Here is a 14,967-nt window from a genome sequence, read left to right as displayed (position 1 = left end):
GACAATCATCCCTTCAGGGCGTCGAGGGGCCGCGTGCGGGCGGCCAGCAGCGCCGGCGCCAGACTGGCCAGGACGCTGAGCAGCAGCGCGCCCGCCAGTAAGCCAAGGTCGGACCATCCGGGCGCGGGCAGATGAACAGCCGGGCCGCCGCCCTCTCCGATCCGCAGGGCGGCGAAGCGCGCCGCCGCCCGACCGATCGCCCAACCAGCGCCGCCGCCGATCACGCCCAGCGCCATGGCCTCAAGGCAGACCAGGACGAAAAGCCGGGCGGGGCGGGCGCCAAGCACCCGCAGCAGCGCCAATTCGCGTCGACGCTGGCTGACGGCGGCGAACAAGGCCACGAAAAAGCCAAGCGCCGACAGCGCCAGGAGCCCGACGCCAAGCCCCCGCAGGACGTCCGCGCCCGTGCCGATCATCGTGTTCAGCCGCGCCATCTCGATGGCGGGAACAGCGGTCTGCAGATTAGCTTGGCTCTGCAGCATCCTGGGCAGCATCAGCGCCCCCATGGCCGAGCGGTAGGTGACCAGGACCGCGGTCACCTCGCGACCGTCGGGCGAATGGTCGATATCGCCGGGGTCGATCGCCTGGCCGGCCGCCAGCGCCTGGGCGTGCTCGGCCGCCTCATGCTCGTGGACCTTCCAGACGCTGGCGGTGTCGGTCAGCACAAGCCTGTCGATCACCGCGCCGGTCGGGGCCAGGATCCCCACCACGCGGTAGGGGTTGTTCTTGTGCGCCTCGCCGCCCGGCGCCAGGCCGTGATCGCCGACAAAGACGTCTCCGACACCAAGGCCAAGGCGGCGGGCGGCGTCCGCGCCCAGAACCGCCTGCATCGGCGCCGCCCACCATCCGCCCCGCGCGATGCGCGCGCCATAGATGTCGCCATATTGCGGACTGGTGCCGACGATGCGAAAGCCTGCGACATTGTCGCCCAGCGAGATCGGCACGGCCCGGCGCACCATCATGTTGCCGGCCAGCATGTTCGCGGTTTGCAGCGGGATGTTCCCGGTCGGCGCGTCGACCTGGTAGATCGACGACAGGATCAGCTGCATCGGCGAGCCCTTGGCGCCCACCACCAGATTGATGTCGGCGAGGTCCCTGCCGAAGCGATCATCAAGGCCTTGGCTGAGCGCCAGCACCGCCGAGACCACGGCCACGCCCAGCGCCAGGGTCAGGGCATGGAAGCTCCAGGTCAGCGGACGGCGCCGGACAAAGGCCGCCACGAGCTTTAGACTGTTCATGCCGCGCGGGCTCCCGCCTGGGGCGTCAGGGCCTCGATCTCGACGACCTGCCCGATCCGCGCCCGCAGCCGCTGGTCGTGGGTGGCGATCAGCAACGCCGCCCCGCTTTCACGCGCGCCCTCCAGCAGGAGGTCGGCCACGCGCTCGCAGGCGCCGTCATCCAGACTGGCTGTCGGCTCGTCGGCCAGGATCAGCCGCGGGGTTTGCAGCAGGGCGCGGGCGATGGCCACGCGTTGGGCCTGCCCCCGGCTGAGCGTCTCCGCCGGTCGCTTGGCCGCCTCGCCAAGACCAAGACGCTCTAGCAAAAACCGGGCGCGATCCCGATCCTGGACTCTACCGGACGCGAAGGGCGCCAGCAGCACATTGTCCAGCACCGACAGCCCCGTCACGAGGTGCAGGTCCTGGAACACAAAGCCGATATGGGCGGCGCGAAACCGCTCGATCCGGCGCCGATCCAGACGCGCGAGGTTCTGGTCGTCGATCTCCACGTCGCCCCCGAAGATGCGCGCCAGACCCGCGATGGCCAGGAGCAGGCTGGTCTTGCCGGCTCCCGAAGGCCCGAGAAGCAGCGCCGCCTGGCCGCTCTCCAGCGAAAGCCACGACAGGCGCGCCACCGGCGCCTGCCCATAGCCCGCGACGAGATCGCGGACCGTCAGCATGATCTCGCCCACGCCCTAACCCGATCGGTCCCCAGGAGCCCGACATGGCGCGCGCAGATCTCGCCCGTCCGCGCGATCGCCACCGCGAGCGGCAGACGCGGCGCGCCCTCTGAATAGGCCGCTAGGACCGCCTCGGGCGCATCCAACGTCGCCAGGGCCAAGCCTTGGTCGACACCCAGTGTCTCCAAACGCTGCTTCGCCACTGGCGGAGCATCCAGCGCGACGGTGTAGATCTTGACCGGCGCGGCGGCGGCTCGGAGCGCCGCGAGCCCTTTCAGTTCCAACAGGCACGGCCCGCAGTCAGCGCGCCAGAACAGCGCCACAGCCGGCCCATCCATCCGCGCCACGACTTCGGGATGCGCCAGGACACGCAGATTTGACGCCGGGGCGGCCATCACCGGCTCGCCGCCGAGAACGAAGAAGGCCGCGATCCCCGCCAGAAGCAGCATCAAGCGGGCCGGTCCAGGCGCCGGCGGCCCGGCCGCGTCGCGCTGGTCGATAAGCGCGCAGGTCAGTTGCGCGTCCATGGCGAGCATCAAACGGCTAGCGGCCTTCAGGGTCATATTGGCCGGATCGGAGAGCCATTCGTGGATCTGGGGCCGTGAGACGCCCAGCGCCCTGGCAAGGTCTGACTGACGCAGGCCCGCCTCGTCTCGCAAGACCTCGAACCGCGCCACCACCTGCAGCCAGACCTGGCGCTGCAAGGCGGCCACCGCCCGCCTCTGCTCCTCGTTGCCGAAATGTCGCAATCGCAACGCCAAGTCCGCTACTCCCGCCGCCATCGTGAAAAGGGGGCTAGACAACGTTACGATATAACATAATCAGGTCAAGCTAGGTTTTGCGGAGATTGGCCAATGCGGCTGCGTTCAATGTTGCTATCGGCGTCCGGCGCCGGTGTCTTGCTGGCTTGCGCCGGCGGCGTCCAGGCCCAGGATCTGGGCCATTCCACGGTCTCGGAAGTGATCATCACCGCCTCGCCGCTGCAGGGCGATCCGGACCGGTTCGCCACCATCGTCGAGCAGGTTCGCCGCGATCAGGTGCTGGCCAACGGCGGCGCCAGCCTCGGCGACGCCCTGCGTAATGTGCCTGGCGTGGCCGGTACGGGCTTCGCCGCCGGCGCCAGCCGCCCGGTGATCCGCGGCATGGACGCCCAACGCGTCAAGCTGGCCGAAAACGGTCTTTCGAGCTCGGACGTTTCGGACGTCGGTCCCGACCACGGCGTGCCGATCGATCCCCTCGCCGCCCAGAGCATCGAGGTCGTGCGCGGCGCGGCCACCCTGCGCTATGGCAGCCAGGCGATCGGTGGCGTGGTCAACGTCATCAACAACCGCATCCCCCTGAAGCCCATCCAAGGCATCGGCGGCGAAGCCACGGCCGCTTATGGCTCGAGCGCCGACACCGGCGAAGGTACGGTCAGCATCGACGCCGGGCAGGGTCCAGTCGCCTTCCACCTCGACGGCTTCGGCCGCCGCTCCAGCGACTACGACACGCCGGAAGGCAAGCAGTCCAACTCCTGGTTCCACGGCAACGGCTATTCGGGGGGCGCGTCGTACTTCTTCGGCGACGACAGCCGCGTCGGCGCCAGCGGCACGCACTACAAGGCCCGCTACGGTATCCCCGCCGAGGACACCTTCATCAACATGAAGCAGGACAAGGGCGCGTTCAGCGGCTCGTTCAAGTTCGGCGACGGGGTGCTTCAGCGCCTCAACGTCGACGCCGGCTACGCCGACTATACCCACAGCGAGATCGACCCGTCGACCGGCGAGGCGCTCTCGACCTTCAACAACAAGGAATGGGACGGCCGCGCCGAGGCGCTGTTTGGCCAGACCGGCTTCCTGTCGGCCTCGGCCTTGGGCGTCCAGCTCCAGGACCGCAAGTTCAGCGCCTTGGGCGAAGGCGCCGACTATCTGCTCCCGACCCACACCGTCAGCACCGCGGGCTTCGCCTTTGTCGAGGCGCCAGTCGGGCCGCTCGACTTCCAGGGCGCGGCGCGCATCGAGCATGTCCGCATCGACGGCACGCCGGCTTCGGGCGTCGAGACCCGCAAGACCTACACGCCGATCAGCGTGTCCGCCGGTTTCAGCTATCAGGCCACCGAGGCCCTGCGCCTGGGCCTGACCGCCGCCTCGGCCGCGCGGGCCCCGGCCCAGACCGAGCTCTTCGCCATCGGCCCGCACGACGGCCCGCTGACCTATGAGACGGGCGACCCGAACCTGAAGATCGAGCGGGCCAACTCGCTCGAGGCGACCGCCCGCTACAAGATCGGCTCGGAGGGCCGCATCGAAGCCTCGGTCTGGGGCGCGCGGTTCGACAACTACATCTACGGCGCCCTGACGGGTCGGATGTGCGACGAGGACGGCGTCTGCGAGATCGGCGGCGAGGGCGAACTCAAGGAGCTCAACTACGGCCAGCGCGACGCCAAGTTCTGGGGCGTCGAGGCCAAGGCCTTCTTCCCGCTGACCACGGTGGGCGGCGGCAAGCTGTCGGGCCAGGTGCTGGGCGACTATGTCCGCGCCAAGTTCACGGGCGGCGGCGGCAATGTTCCCCGCATCCAGCCGGGCCGCTTCGGCGGCGGTCTGGACTGGGACAATGGCGTGATCGACGCCAGCTTCCTGGTGCTGGCCGTCTCCAAGCAGGACCATGTCGGCGTCGCCGACGCGGAGACCGACGGCTACACCTCGGTCGACGCCCAGGTGCGGTGGAAGCCGTTCAAGGAAAAGCCGGGCCTCTCGCTGATGCTGGTCGGACACAACCTCGCCGACGAGACGATCCGCAACGCCACGGCCCTGAACAAGGACGAAGTGATCATGCCGGGCCGCGACGTGCGCCTGGTGCTGAGCGCCAAGTTCTAACTGCAAGCCTCCTCTCCAGCCGGCGTCCGCAACGCCGGCTGGAGTTTGGCCCAAGGCCGCCTTACGAGCGCCGCCAGGCTCGATAGTCGGCGCAGCGCCCGCGAAGCTCCAGCGTCACCTGAGACGCGGCGACGCCACTTTCGCTATTGGGCTGACAGACGCCGCGCAGTGAGCGCGGCGTTTCTTCGTGCGGATCGGCGGCGGTTTGCGATTGCCCCCACCTTCCCCCCCTCTCTTGAGGCACGCCTTTGAGCGTGACCGGAGGGCTCGCGTCCCGCCGCGCGCAAGTCCGCGCGACGCTCCGCAGGCGTCTCCCCGCTCACATAGCAACCCGCGCGATTAGAGCGAGCGCCAAGCCGAGGCCGCTTTGGATCGCAGCCAGCCAAAGCCGGCCACCAGGCTCGTCATCACAATCACGCCGGCAAGCAACAGCCCAGGCCAAGTTCCCGCGTCGAAGGCCGGCTGGAACGCCGGGGCGCGGTCGAAATCGGCGCGGTCGAACGGCTTGTCCCTGAAAAGATAGGGATAGTAGAAGCCGCCCAACTGGCCGTGGAACGCCCGAATTCTATCTTGATAGGCGATCTGGGCGGCCGGGTCGGTGGCGGCCAGACGGTGAAGCGCCAGTTGCGTGGCGACGCCGGGCGTGACCAGTCCGAGCCGCTCGCTCCAGGCGGCCCGCTCCAGAACGCCGTCATGGTAGCGGCGCGCCAGGTCGCCAGCGGTTTCGTCGCCGACCTGATGGAAGGCGAAGTACCACTTCCAATGGAAGGCCTCCGTCAGCGGCGCGGTGTCCTTCCACTCCGGATGGGTGCGGAAGAAGGCGTCCATGGTTTCCGACTTGGGAATGTCCCAGGCGCGGTGGACGGCGGTGCGCTGCTTGACGCCAAGCTCCATGCCTTGCTGCAGCGGTACGGCGCTGTTGATCGCGATATGGCCGATCGCGGGGATGATCAAGGTCAGGGTCATCCAGGCGGCCGCCAGCGTCATGGCGTTGGCAAGCGAACTGCGCGCCGCCCGCGCTACGACGAGACACAGCACGATCCAGAACGCCAGATAGGCGAGCACTACGGCCAAGACAGCGCCGATCTTCCAGGGCGCGGTTCCGGCCAAGGCGGCCCCCACGAGGAAGGGAATGGCCAGGGCGAGGAACAGGCCGGCCGCGCGCACCGCGACGCGGGCGCCCCAGAGTTCGAACGTCGATCCGACCGAGGCCTCCAAGGCGCGAAGGCGCCCGGCCTCGCGCTCGCCCGAGCGCAGATCATGGAAAAGCAGGATGACGAATAGCGGAGCCAGATAGACCAGCACGAAGGCGAAGTCGAAACGCCCAGGAAGGGCCGCTTCGGGATTGCCGATCTCGCCCTCGTAGAGCTGGGCCTCAAGGCCCAGGGCGCGCACCCGCAACACATACGGCGAGACATCCCGTGTGCCGATCGCCGCGAACGCCAGATCCGACGGCGGATCCCAGGTCGCATGGAAGGTGTAGTAGGCCGCGTCGCCTGGATCCCGTCCCTTCGACGCCCACGCCGCGACCGCCGCGACATCGGCCTTCTGTTGCGGCTCTATGCGGGCGATGGTCGCCCGCTGTCGCGCGATTTCGGCCAAACCCGCGCCGACCGACACGGCGGTCAGCAGGAAGAGGCAACAGATCGCCAGAACAACCGAGCGAAGGCTCAGCAGGAAACGGACTTCTCGAAGGAGACTGTTCATGCGGCGCTCCCGTTCAGGCGGCGACCCGCGCGCGTGACGAAAAAGGCCGCGGCCGCGAGCCAAGCCAGCAGGACGAGGAACGCCGGCGCGGCGCGGCTGACGACATCCGCCGCCGAGGGACGGACGGGATTGAAGTGCGGCATGGCCCGCCAATGGTCGGCCGAGATGCGGCTTCGGGCTTCGGCGGCCGCGCTCTTGCTCTTGTCGGCGTCATCGGCGGCCGTCACCGCTGTCGCCTGCAGACGGTTGAGCCGCTGGACGAGATCGTAACGATAGGCTTCGGCCTGCTCGAGGAACCGGCGATAGGCGAAGAGATCGGTCTCCGAAAGAGTCATGGAAAGACGCCGGATCGCCATCGTCGGGCTGATCACCGCCAGGGCGTCCATCAGGCGCCCCTGCGCCTCCATGGCCGCGAAGGCCTGGTTGGAATAGCGATTGAAGAGGCTCGAGGTCAGCTTCTCGCCCTCCACCGCCAGCAGGCCACGATAATTGACCGGCAGGTCCTCGACCCGGGCGACGCCGTAGGCCTTCAAGGTCTTTTGTTTGAAGGCCGCGAAATAGGGATCGTTCGGATTGTGGCTGTCGCCCATGGCGCGCAGGTCGCGCTGCACGGCGATATCGGTCTCGACGCGCGTCGGCAGCGGCGCCAGGCTGGCGGCGAGCTCCGGCGAGATGCGGGGCGTCAGCACCACGGCGAAGGTCCAGGCTCCGACCAAGGCGATCAGAGCCGAGCGGCTGCGACGCGCGGTGGCCGAGACCGCGATGATCACAAGCGTCCAGACCGCCAGATAGGCGAGATATCCGCCGGCGCTCAAAAGAACCGCGGACAGTCGAGCCCCGCCGGAAACGGCCAGCCACAGCAAGAGGGCGAAGGCCGGCGACGAAATGGCCAGGGCGGCCGCGCCCAGCGCCAGGCCCTTGCCGGCCAGCAACGCGCCGCCGGACACACCCGCCAGAAGCGACTGTCGCAAGGTTCCGCGTTCGCGCTCTCCGGCCACCATGCCCGCGCCGATGAAGACCAGCAGCAGCGGCGCGATCACCTGGAGGACCAAGGCGGGCGAAAGCTGGCCGAACCGCACCAGCAGCGAGGATTGCCGCGCGTCGCCGAAATTGGCGCTGTTCTGCCGGTGCCCTTCGAGGAAGATCATGTTCCCGGTGTAGGCCTCGACGCCCGGATCCATCGCGGCCAGGCCGCTGGCGGGCCTGATCGCGAAGTGGCCAAAGTGGACGACGCGATGAGGGTGTCGGTTAGGCTGGGCCGCGAAGTCCTGATCGGCCGCGTGCTGAAGGCGCTCGCGAAGCGCCGCCTGGTCGGCCTGGTAAGCTCTGGAGGTCAGGGCCGCGGCGAAGGTCAGCAAGGCGACCAGGATCAGGCCCGTGAGCGCCACGCGGCTGCGAACGAGGTGGCGCAGCTCATTATGCGCCACCGAAAGGATCACGCTCATGCCGCCCGCACCCTCGCGAAGCGGTCGTGCAGCGCGCGCAGGTCGAAACGGTCGGCCCCTTCGGCGACCATCTCATCGCTGATGCGCCCCTTTTCCAGGAAGCCGATACGGTCGGCGATGTCGGCGGCGCCGATCAGGTCGTGGGTGACGATCAGGATCGCCGCGCCCTCCCCGCGCAGGCGCGACACCAGAGCGTTGAAATCCGCGGTCGCCCCCGGATCAAGACCCGAGGTCGGCTCATCAAGCAACAGAACCGAGGCGCGGCGCAGAAGCGCCAGGGCGATGGCCGTCTTCTGCCGCATGCCTTTGGAGAAGCCCGAGACGGGGCGGCTCCAGGCCTCCTCGGCCAAGCCGACAGTCCGGAACGCCGTCTCCATCTCGCCCGGTTCGGGTCGAAGCCCCGCCAAGCGCAGGAAATAATCGACGTTCTCGCGGGCGCTCAGATGATCGTAGAGCGCGACGTTCTCGGGGATGTAGGCGATGGCGCGACGGACCAAGCCAGGCTCGGCCGCGGGATCGACGCCAACGACGCGAACGCGGCCGGAGGTCGGCGACACAAATCCCAGAATCGTCTGCAAGGTCGTGGACTTGCCCGCGCCATTGCCGCCCAGCAGGCCGTACACCTCTCCGGCTCCGACGTTCAGCGAGAGATGATCGATCACCTGGCGATCTCCATATCGGACCACGAGGTCCTCAATCTCGATCGCCTTGCCTTCACGCTTTGCCGCCACGCCAACCTCTTCAAGCCACTCGCGGCGCCTGGTCCGCAATCAGGTGATGTTATACCGTAACAATTACCTTGACCGCTGAGCAACCCCTCGCCTATCGACCGGCGCGTCAAAACCGCCGTTCTCCAGCGAGACCCCACAGCATGACGTCCAAGGCCCTTCTGTTCGCCCTCTGCGCCAGCGCCTCTCAGTTCGCCTTCGGTGACATGGCCGATGCGCAGACCAGAGACGACGAAGTCGAAGGCGTCGTGGTCACGGGGTCGCGGGCCGCCAGCGCCAGCATCAACGGCATCGTGGTCGATCCCCTGCGCTTGCCGCAAAGCGTGCGGGTTCTGGACGAGACCCTGATCGCCGACATCGGCATCACCAACCTCTCCGATATCTTCGATCTCGCGGGCGGCATGGCGCGCCAGAACAGCTTCGGCGGCGCCTGGGACGCCTATGCCATCCGCGGCTTCTCGGGCGACATCAACCAGGGGCCCGACCTGTTGGTGAACCGCTTCACCGCCAATCGCGGCTTCAACGCCCGCCGCGACGTCGCCACGGTCGAGCGCTTCCAGGTCCTCAAGGGGCCGGCCTCGGCGCTTTCTGGCAAGGGCGAGCCCGGCGGCTCGATCAACATCGTCACCAAGGCGCCTCAGGACAGCGCCCAAGCCTCGGGCGAGCTTTCCTACGGCAGTTTCGACACCAAGCGGGTGGTCGGCGACGCGGGCGGCCCGCTGGGACACGGCGTCTCGGCCCGAATGATCGCGGTCTATCAGGATACGGACGGTTGGCGCGACTATGTCGGCAGCGACCGCCTGCTGCTGGCCCCATCGCTGGCCTGGAAGCCGTCGGACGATCTGCGCTTCCTCTATCAGCTGGAGGCCAACACCGTGCACTTCGTGCATGACCGCGGCCTGGTCGCGGTCGGCGGGAACGGCAAGGCCCTGCCTCGGGAGCGTTTCCTGGGCGAGCCGAACGATGGCGACATCACCCAGAAGACGCTCCAGCACCAGCTGACCACCACCTACAACTTCAGCCCCAGCGTGGCGGTCGAGGCCGGCGTGCAGTACCGCGACGGCTCGTTCAGGGGCCAATCCACCCATAACAGCGCGCTGGTCGGAACCCAGCTGCGCCGTCAGCTCCGGATCCACGACTATACCTGGAACGACCTGTCGGGCCGGGTCGAGGTCAGTTTCGACGGCCGCCTTGGCGGGCTTGAGCACCAGCTCCGCGCCGGCGCGGACGCCTTCTCCTACGAGCAGCGCCGCATCTTCTACCGCTTCAGCCCGACGGCGGCGACGCCCTACGCGATCGACATCTTCAAGCCGGTCTACGGCCAGTCCAAGCCCGTGGCGCCGATCAACCAAAATCTCCTGGAAGAGCTGCGCGGCGAGAGCCTCTATCTGCAAGACCTCGTCACCCTGAACAGCCAGTTCACGCTGCTGGTCGGCCTGCGCCAGGACTGGATCCGCCAGACCAACACCAATTACCGCAACGGCGCGGTCACCCGACAATCGCCGTCGCAGGCCTCGCCGCGCGCGGCCCTGACGTGGGCGCCGAGCGAGGGCTTTTCGGCCTATGTCAGCTGGGGCCGGTCGTTCCGCTACAACCAAGGCGCGGACGCGACCGGCGGCGCCTTCCCGCCCGAGAAGGGCGAGGCCTGGGAAGCGGGCGTGAAGTGGGACGTTGCTGGCCGCCTGACAGGCACGGCCTCGCTGTTCCGCATCGACAAGGAGAACATCCTGGTCAACGACCCGGCCAACAGCGGCTTCTTCATCCCGGTCGGCGCCGCCCGGAGCCAGGGCGCGGAGGTCGAGGCCAACCTGCGGCTTCCGAAGGGGATCACGGCCACCGCCGTCTACGCCTATACCGACACCGAGGTCACCCGCGACACCCGCGCCAACATGGTGGGCAGCCACCTCAGCAACATCCCCCTGCACTCGGGCGCGCTCTACGCCAACTGGCGGTCGAACGGCGAAGAGCCGGGGTCGGTCACACTGGGCGGCGGCGTGGTCTATACCGGCGAGCGCGCGGGCGACGACGTCAATTCAGGCTTCAAGCTGCCCGACTACGTGACGGTGCGCGCCAATCTCGCCTACCGGCTTTCGAAGGCCGTCTCGCTGCATCTCGACGTCGAGAACCTGTTTGACACCTACTATCTCGAAAGCTCGTACAGCGACGTCTGGATCACCCCCGGCGCGCCCCGCACGGTCACGGCGAAGGTCCGCGTAAGCTTCTGATCCTCTTTCCCTCAAGGAGGATCCTTCACCCAGGCCGAGCGCGGCGACGGGAACGTCGTCCGCTCTCGGCGCGTCCCATCGGCGGTCGCCCCTCGGAACTTCTCAAAGTGGGAGAAGACCTCAAATCTCCTCCCTCGCGAAGGATCGTATAGGCGGGCCGGAGAGCAGCGCGTCTCAAGGTCCGACAAGAGCCAACTCCGCTCCCGCATAAAGGGCGGTGGCGGATCGGGCGTCCGCTCGCGGCGTGATGATCGATCATCTCATCCAGGGGGCGACGCCCACGGAAGAGGTCGCGATGTCGACTTCCAGCCTCGAACGGACGGCCACCTCCTTGGGGGCTCTCCTTTTCGCGTCAGGCGGCGGGCGCCTTGGCCGCTTCGGCCGCGCGCAATAGCCTCAGAACGTTGCCGCTCCAGATCTTGGCGAGATCGTCGCGCGTGTAGCCCTCGGCCAGCAGGCGCTCGCTGATCTTCCAATAGTCCGAGGCGTCGTTGAGGCCGATCACGCCGCCGCCACCATCGAAGTCTAGGCCGATTCCGACGTGATCGACGCCAGCCACCTTCAGGGCGTGGTTGAGGTGGTTCATGAAGTCCTCGAACGTCGCCTTCGGGACGGGGTATTTGGTCTCGATCGCCTTGAGTTCGGCCATGAACGAGGCCCGTTCGGCCTCGGTCATCTTGGCCCGAGCTCCGGCCTTGGCGCGCAGGGCCGACATCGCCGCGTCGCGCTCGGCGTTCTTGGGCGTCTCGATCAAATAGCTCGAATAGGCGTCGACCTGGATCACGCCGCCGCTCTGAGCCAACGCCTTGAGGCGGGCGTCGTCGATATTGCGCGGATGATCGAACACCGCCTTGCAGCCCGAGTGAGTGAGGATCACCGGCGTCTTCGAGAGCGCGATCAACTGGTCCAACACCTCATCCGAGGAGTGGGAGCCATCCAGGATCACGCCCAGGCGGTTGGCCTCGGCCACGAACTGTTTGCCGAGCGGCGAGAGGCCATGCCACTCGGGCGTGTCCGTCGAGCTGTCGGCCATGCCGTTATTCTTAAAGTGGGCCAAGCCCGAGATCCGTACGCCAAGGGCGTAGAAGGTCGACAGCAAGGTGACATCGCCATCCATCGGATAGCTGTTCTCGACACTGACGAAGACCACGCGCTTGCCCTGGGCGGCGATGCGCTCGGCGTCGTCGGCCTTGAGCGCCAGGACGAACTTGTCGCCGTGCTTGGCGATCATCTCGCGGATCTCGACGCTGCGGATGATCGCCGCGTCGCGAGCGGCGCGCGTGGCCTCGGGCGTGCGCGGCCCCTGGTTGGTGAAGATGGCGAAGAAGCCGCCGTCCAGCCCGCCCTCGACCATGCGAGGATAGTCGATCTGCGAGCCGTCCTTGTCGACGGAATGGCGATCGAGAATGTCCCAACCGGGCCGGCCGAAATGGGCCGGGGTGTCCAAATGGGTGTCGAGGGTCAGCAGGCCCTCGTGCAGTTTGCGCGCGGCGGCCGGGTCGGCGGCCTGAGCCGCGCTGGCGACCAGGGCCAGGGCCGCGGTCGTGGCGAGAAGAAAACGGATCATGGGTAAGCTCGAAAAGGGTCCGGCCGGCTTCCGAGGAAGCCAGCCGGAGGGATGAAAGCTAGAAGTCGGCGGAGATCGTGAACTGGATCGTGCGCGGCGGGGCCGGGCGGAAACTGGCCGGCGTGTTCACCGTGGTGTTGATCGTGCCCAGATAGTCCTTGTCGAACAGGTTATCGATGTTGACCCGCGCCTTGACCTGGCTGAACGGGCCGGCCGCGAAGCCGTCGCCGATGTCGATATAGGCGTTGACGATGGTGTAGCCGCCGACCTTCTCGCTGTTGACGAAGTTGGTGAAGCGGCTCTCCAGATGGCGGGCCGAGATGTTCATCAGCAGACCATCGAACGGCTCGAGGGTCACACCGCCCTGGAACACCCAGTCGGGGAAGTCCGGCACCTTCTTGCCGGCGACCGCGAGGGTGGTGGGCGCGGCCGTGGTGCTGGCGCGGTAGTTCAGCACGTCATCCTGGAACTTGGCGTCGTTGTACGAGACGTTGGCGTTGAAATAGGCCTTGCCGGCGAAGATCTCGGGCTTCCACTGGCCGCTGAACTCGACCCCCTTGGCCTTCACCGCCCCGACGTTCTGGTAGAAGGTCTCGGTCGTGCCGCCGCCGCCGGGCACCAGCGAGGCGAAGGCCTGCAGGCGGTTCTTGAACTCGGTCTGGTAGGCCACGATCGAGGCGTTGAACGTCTTGTGGTTGGCCCGGTAGCCCAGCTCCCAGTTGGTCGAGGTCTCGGGGTCGGGACCGGCGACGGTCGGACTGGCGGCCGAGAAGATGTCGTCCGCGCCGCGTGGCAGGGCCATGTTTTCCGAATACGAGGCGAAGACCTGATCGCGGCCGGTCAGGCTGTAGACGGCGCCCACCTGGGGCAGGAAGCTGTCCTTCCAGTTGTCCTTCAGGATCGGGCTGCGGCGGTTGATATAGTCGGCCGGATTGCGATAGCCGGCGATCTTGTAATCGATGTCGGTGGCCTTGAAGCCCAGCTCCAGCTTCAGCTTCGCGTCCAGCAGGGTGACGGTGTCCTTGACGAAGAACTGCTTGGTCTCGCGCAGGGACTTGTAGTCGCGCTGGGCGTGAACCCGCTCGTTGAGCAGGGGTTTGCCGTCAGGGTTGCCATTCTCGACATTGTAGCGGTTCTGGGTGCGGTGATAGTCGTCGTTCTCCAGCCAAAGGCCCGCCTCGATCTTGTTGAACGCCAGACGCCAGGCGAGCTTGGCGGTGAGGCCCTTGCGGATGCCGTCGACGCCCGACAGGCCGTACTGGATGCCACGCGGAGCGACGATGCCGGCCACCTTGCCGACCTCGGCGTCGTAGCTGGCCTTGGACGTGGCGTAGGCCTCGGGCGAGACGCCGTAGCCGCCCTTGTCCTCGTAGTAGGCCGTGGTCGTGAGGTCGAAATTGTCGGTGATCGGCGTGTTCAGCGTCAGGCCGTAGAGGTGGTCCTTCCGCTTGTTGACCGCGAACTTGTAGTATTGGGCGTAGTTGGCGTTGGAATACGGGACCCCCGCCACGGCCTCGGGCAAGCTGCCCGTCGGGATCGACAGCGGCGTGCCGAACGGAACCGAGGTCGGCACCGAGCCCAGATACGAGAAATAGCGTCCCTTGCGGCCAAAAACGTCGCCGGCCGTCCCGGCGTACTGCGCCAGGGTGATCGACGGGCTGTCATAGTCGAAATAGTCATTGTGGACGGTCTGGAAGCTGATGTCGCCGCCATTGGGCAGGTCGTACTTGAGCTTGCCCTCGTAGTGTTTGCGATCGATCGTACCTGGGCCGCGCCACAGGTCGCCCTTGATCCACGAGCCGCTGACATAGCCCGACAGCGGGCCAACCTTACCCGACTCCAGACGCAGGAAGGTGCGGCGCAGGTCGTCGCTGCCGAAGGTCTGACTGATCGCGCCGCCCGCCTCTTCAGCCGGGGCTTGGGTAAAGTAGTCGACGATGGGGCCGAGCGAGGCGTAGCTGGGCAGGGAGACATCGCCGGCCCCGGCCGACGCGGTGACCCTCAGCAGGTTCTCGTTGTCGACGTAGCGATAGATCGGGCTGCCGCCGAACTGGTCGCTGCGGCCCATCGGGATGCCGTCCAGCAGAAAGCCAATCTGTTGGAAGTTGAAGGCCCGCACCGACACCGAGTTGCCGAACTCGTACATGCCCAGGGCGTCGTTCGCCTGGACGTTGAAGCCCGGCAGGCTCTCCAGCATCTTCAGGCCGGTGATCCCGGCCGGCGCGGACAGCAGGGCCTCGCGGGTGATCGACACCGTCGCCGTCGCATGGTCGGTGCCGATGGCGACGCTGGCTTCCGACAGGCGCTTGCCCGTCACGACGATCGTTTCCAGTTCAGCGGCCTTGTCGGCTTCCTGGGCCAGGACCGGCGTCGCGACACCCAAAACCGAGGCGGCGAGAAGCAGAGCCCTTAGACGAGTAGCTGCGTGTCCAGGTATGCGAATGGTCATGACTATCCCCAATCATTTTGACTAGGGCCACCGTCACTAACACTTCATCATAGGTAAAACAGGAATTTCGCCAAACCCGACTACAAAAATACAAAGT

Annotated in this window: 10 protein-coding genes; 2 read left to right on the top strand and 8 right to left on the bottom strand. The window is 67.1% G+C overall.

Annotated elements, in window-relative coordinates:
• Positions 1 to 5: 5 nt before the first annotated feature.
• Genes CSW60_RS13880 through CSW60_RS13870 form a run of 3 tightly spaced genes read right to left on the bottom strand, consistent with a single transcriptional unit; the run spans position 6 to position 2,658 of the window.
• A complete protein-coding gene (locus tag CSW60_RS13880) occupies positions 6 to 1,238 on the bottom strand; it encodes an FtsX-like permease family protein (protein ID WP_099537942.1) in 1,233 nt (410 codons plus the stop codon).
• Positions 1,235 to 1,897 carry an ABC transporter ATP-binding protein gene (locus CSW60_RS13875; RefSeq protein WP_099537941.1) on the bottom strand — a complete coding sequence of 221 codons (663 nt, stop codon included), beginning with the start codon at positions 1,895 to 1,897 and terminating at the stop codon, positions 1,235 to 1,237. The genes CSW60_RS13880 and CSW60_RS13875 overlap by 4 nt, the downstream gene beginning before the upstream one ends.
• Entirely contained in the window at positions 1,891 to 2,658 is a 768-nt protein-coding gene (locus tag CSW60_RS13870) for a helix-turn-helix domain-containing protein (RefSeq protein WP_099537940.1), read from the bottom strand. Before CSW60_RS13870 ends, CSW60_RS13875 begins: the two co-directional genes overlap by 7 nt.
• Positions 2,659 to 2,751: 93 nt before the next feature.
• Between CSW60_RS13870 and CSW60_RS13865 the strand changes: the two genes are divergently transcribed.
• Positions 2,752 to 4,749 (top strand): TonB-dependent receptor, encoded by a 1,998-nt coding sequence (locus CSW60_RS13865; protein ID WP_099537939.1) that lies wholly within the window; start codon positions 2,752 to 2,754, stop codon positions 4,747 to 4,749.
• 339 nt (positions 4,750 to 5,088) lie between these two features.
• Here CSW60_RS13865 and CSW60_RS13860 read toward each other — a convergent pair whose 3' ends face one another.
• The 3 genes from CSW60_RS13860 to CSW60_RS13850 are packed head-to-tail and all read right to left on the bottom strand — an operon-like array spanning position 5,089 to position 8,632.
• The gene (locus tag CSW60_RS13860; protein WP_099537938.1) at positions 5,089 to 6,456 is read right to left on the bottom strand and encodes a DUF3526 domain-containing protein; all 1,368 of its coding nucleotides are present in this window, start codon (positions 6,454 to 6,456) and stop codon (positions 5,089 to 5,091) included.
• A complete protein-coding gene (locus tag CSW60_RS13855) occupies positions 6,453 to 7,901 on the bottom strand; it encodes a DUF3526 domain-containing protein (protein WP_099537937.1) in 1,449 nt (482 codons plus the stop codon). The genes CSW60_RS13860 and CSW60_RS13855 overlap by 4 nt, the downstream gene beginning before the upstream one ends.
• Positions 7,898 to 8,632, bottom strand: coding sequence for an ABC transporter ATP-binding protein (locus CSW60_RS13850; RefSeq protein WP_099537936.1), 735 nt, complete (start codon positions 8,630 to 8,632; stop codon positions 7,898 to 7,900). The genes CSW60_RS13855 and CSW60_RS13850 overlap by 4 nt, the downstream gene beginning before the upstream one ends.
• Positions 8,633 to 8,772: 140 nt before the next feature.
• Here CSW60_RS13850 and CSW60_RS13845 point away from each other — a divergent pair, with 140 nt between their 5' ends.
• Positions 8,773 to 10,854, top strand: a complete 2,082-nt coding sequence (locus tag CSW60_RS13845) for a TonB-dependent siderophore receptor (protein WP_099537935.1) — start codon at positions 8,773 to 8,775, stop codon at positions 10,852 to 10,854.
• Between the two features lie 352 nt (positions 10,855 to 11,206).
• Here the strand turns inward: CSW60_RS13845 and CSW60_RS13840 are convergent, their stop codons facing one another.
• Both CSW60_RS13840 and CSW60_RS13835 read right to left on the bottom strand, forming a co-directional pair.
• Entirely contained in the window at positions 11,207 to 12,421 is a 1,215-nt protein-coding gene (locus CSW60_RS13840; RefSeq protein ID WP_099537934.1) for a dipeptidase, read from the bottom strand.
• A 58-nt stretch (positions 12,422 to 12,479) separates the two neighbouring features.
• Complete coding sequence (locus CSW60_RS13835; protein WP_099537933.1) at positions 12,480 to 14,882, bottom strand: TonB-dependent receptor; 2,403 nt, start codon at positions 14,880 to 14,882, stop codon at positions 12,480 to 12,482.
• Positions 14,883 to 14,967: the final 85 nt, after the last annotated feature.

Origin of the sequence: Caulobacter sp. X (assembly GCF_002742635.1) — a bacterium.
GTDB lineage: Bacteria > Pseudomonadota > Alphaproteobacteria > Caulobacterales > Caulobacteraceae > Caulobacter.
The sequence above is the reverse complement of the archived record's forward strand: the minus strand, read 5'-3'. Positions and strand labels throughout refer to the sequence as shown.

What these genes read in the sequence shown, in the direction of transcription:
- CSW60_RS13875 (WP_099537941.1), bottom strand. Translation starts at nt 1,897, where the DNA reads ATGCTGACGGTCCGCGATCTCGTCGCGGGCTATGGGCAGGCGCCGGTG.
- CSW60_RS13845 (WP_099537935.1), top strand. Translation starts at nt 8,773, where the DNA reads ATGACGTCCAAGGCCCTTCTGTTCGCCCTCTGCGCCAGCGCCTCTCAG.
- CSW60_RS13880 (WP_099537942.1), bottom strand. Translation starts at nt 1,238, where the DNA reads ATGAACAGTCTAAAGCTCGTGGCGGCCTTTGTCCGGCGCCGTCCGCTG.
- CSW60_RS13855 (WP_099537937.1), bottom strand. Translation starts at nt 7,901, where the DNA reads ATGAGCGTGATCCTTTCGGTGGCGCATAATGAGCTGCGCCACCTCGTT.
- CSW60_RS13840 (WP_099537934.1), bottom strand. Translation starts at nt 12,421, where the DNA reads ATGATCCGTTTTCTTCTCGCCACGACCGCGGCCCTGGCCCTGGTCGCC.
- CSW60_RS13865 (WP_099537939.1), top strand. Translation starts at nt 2,752, where the DNA reads ATGCGGCTGCGTTCAATGTTGCTATCGGCGTCCGGCGCCGGTGTCTTG.
- CSW60_RS13860 (WP_099537938.1), bottom strand. Translation starts at nt 6,456, where the DNA reads ATGAACAGTCTCCTTCGAGAAGTCCGTTTCCTGCTGAGCCTTCGCTCG.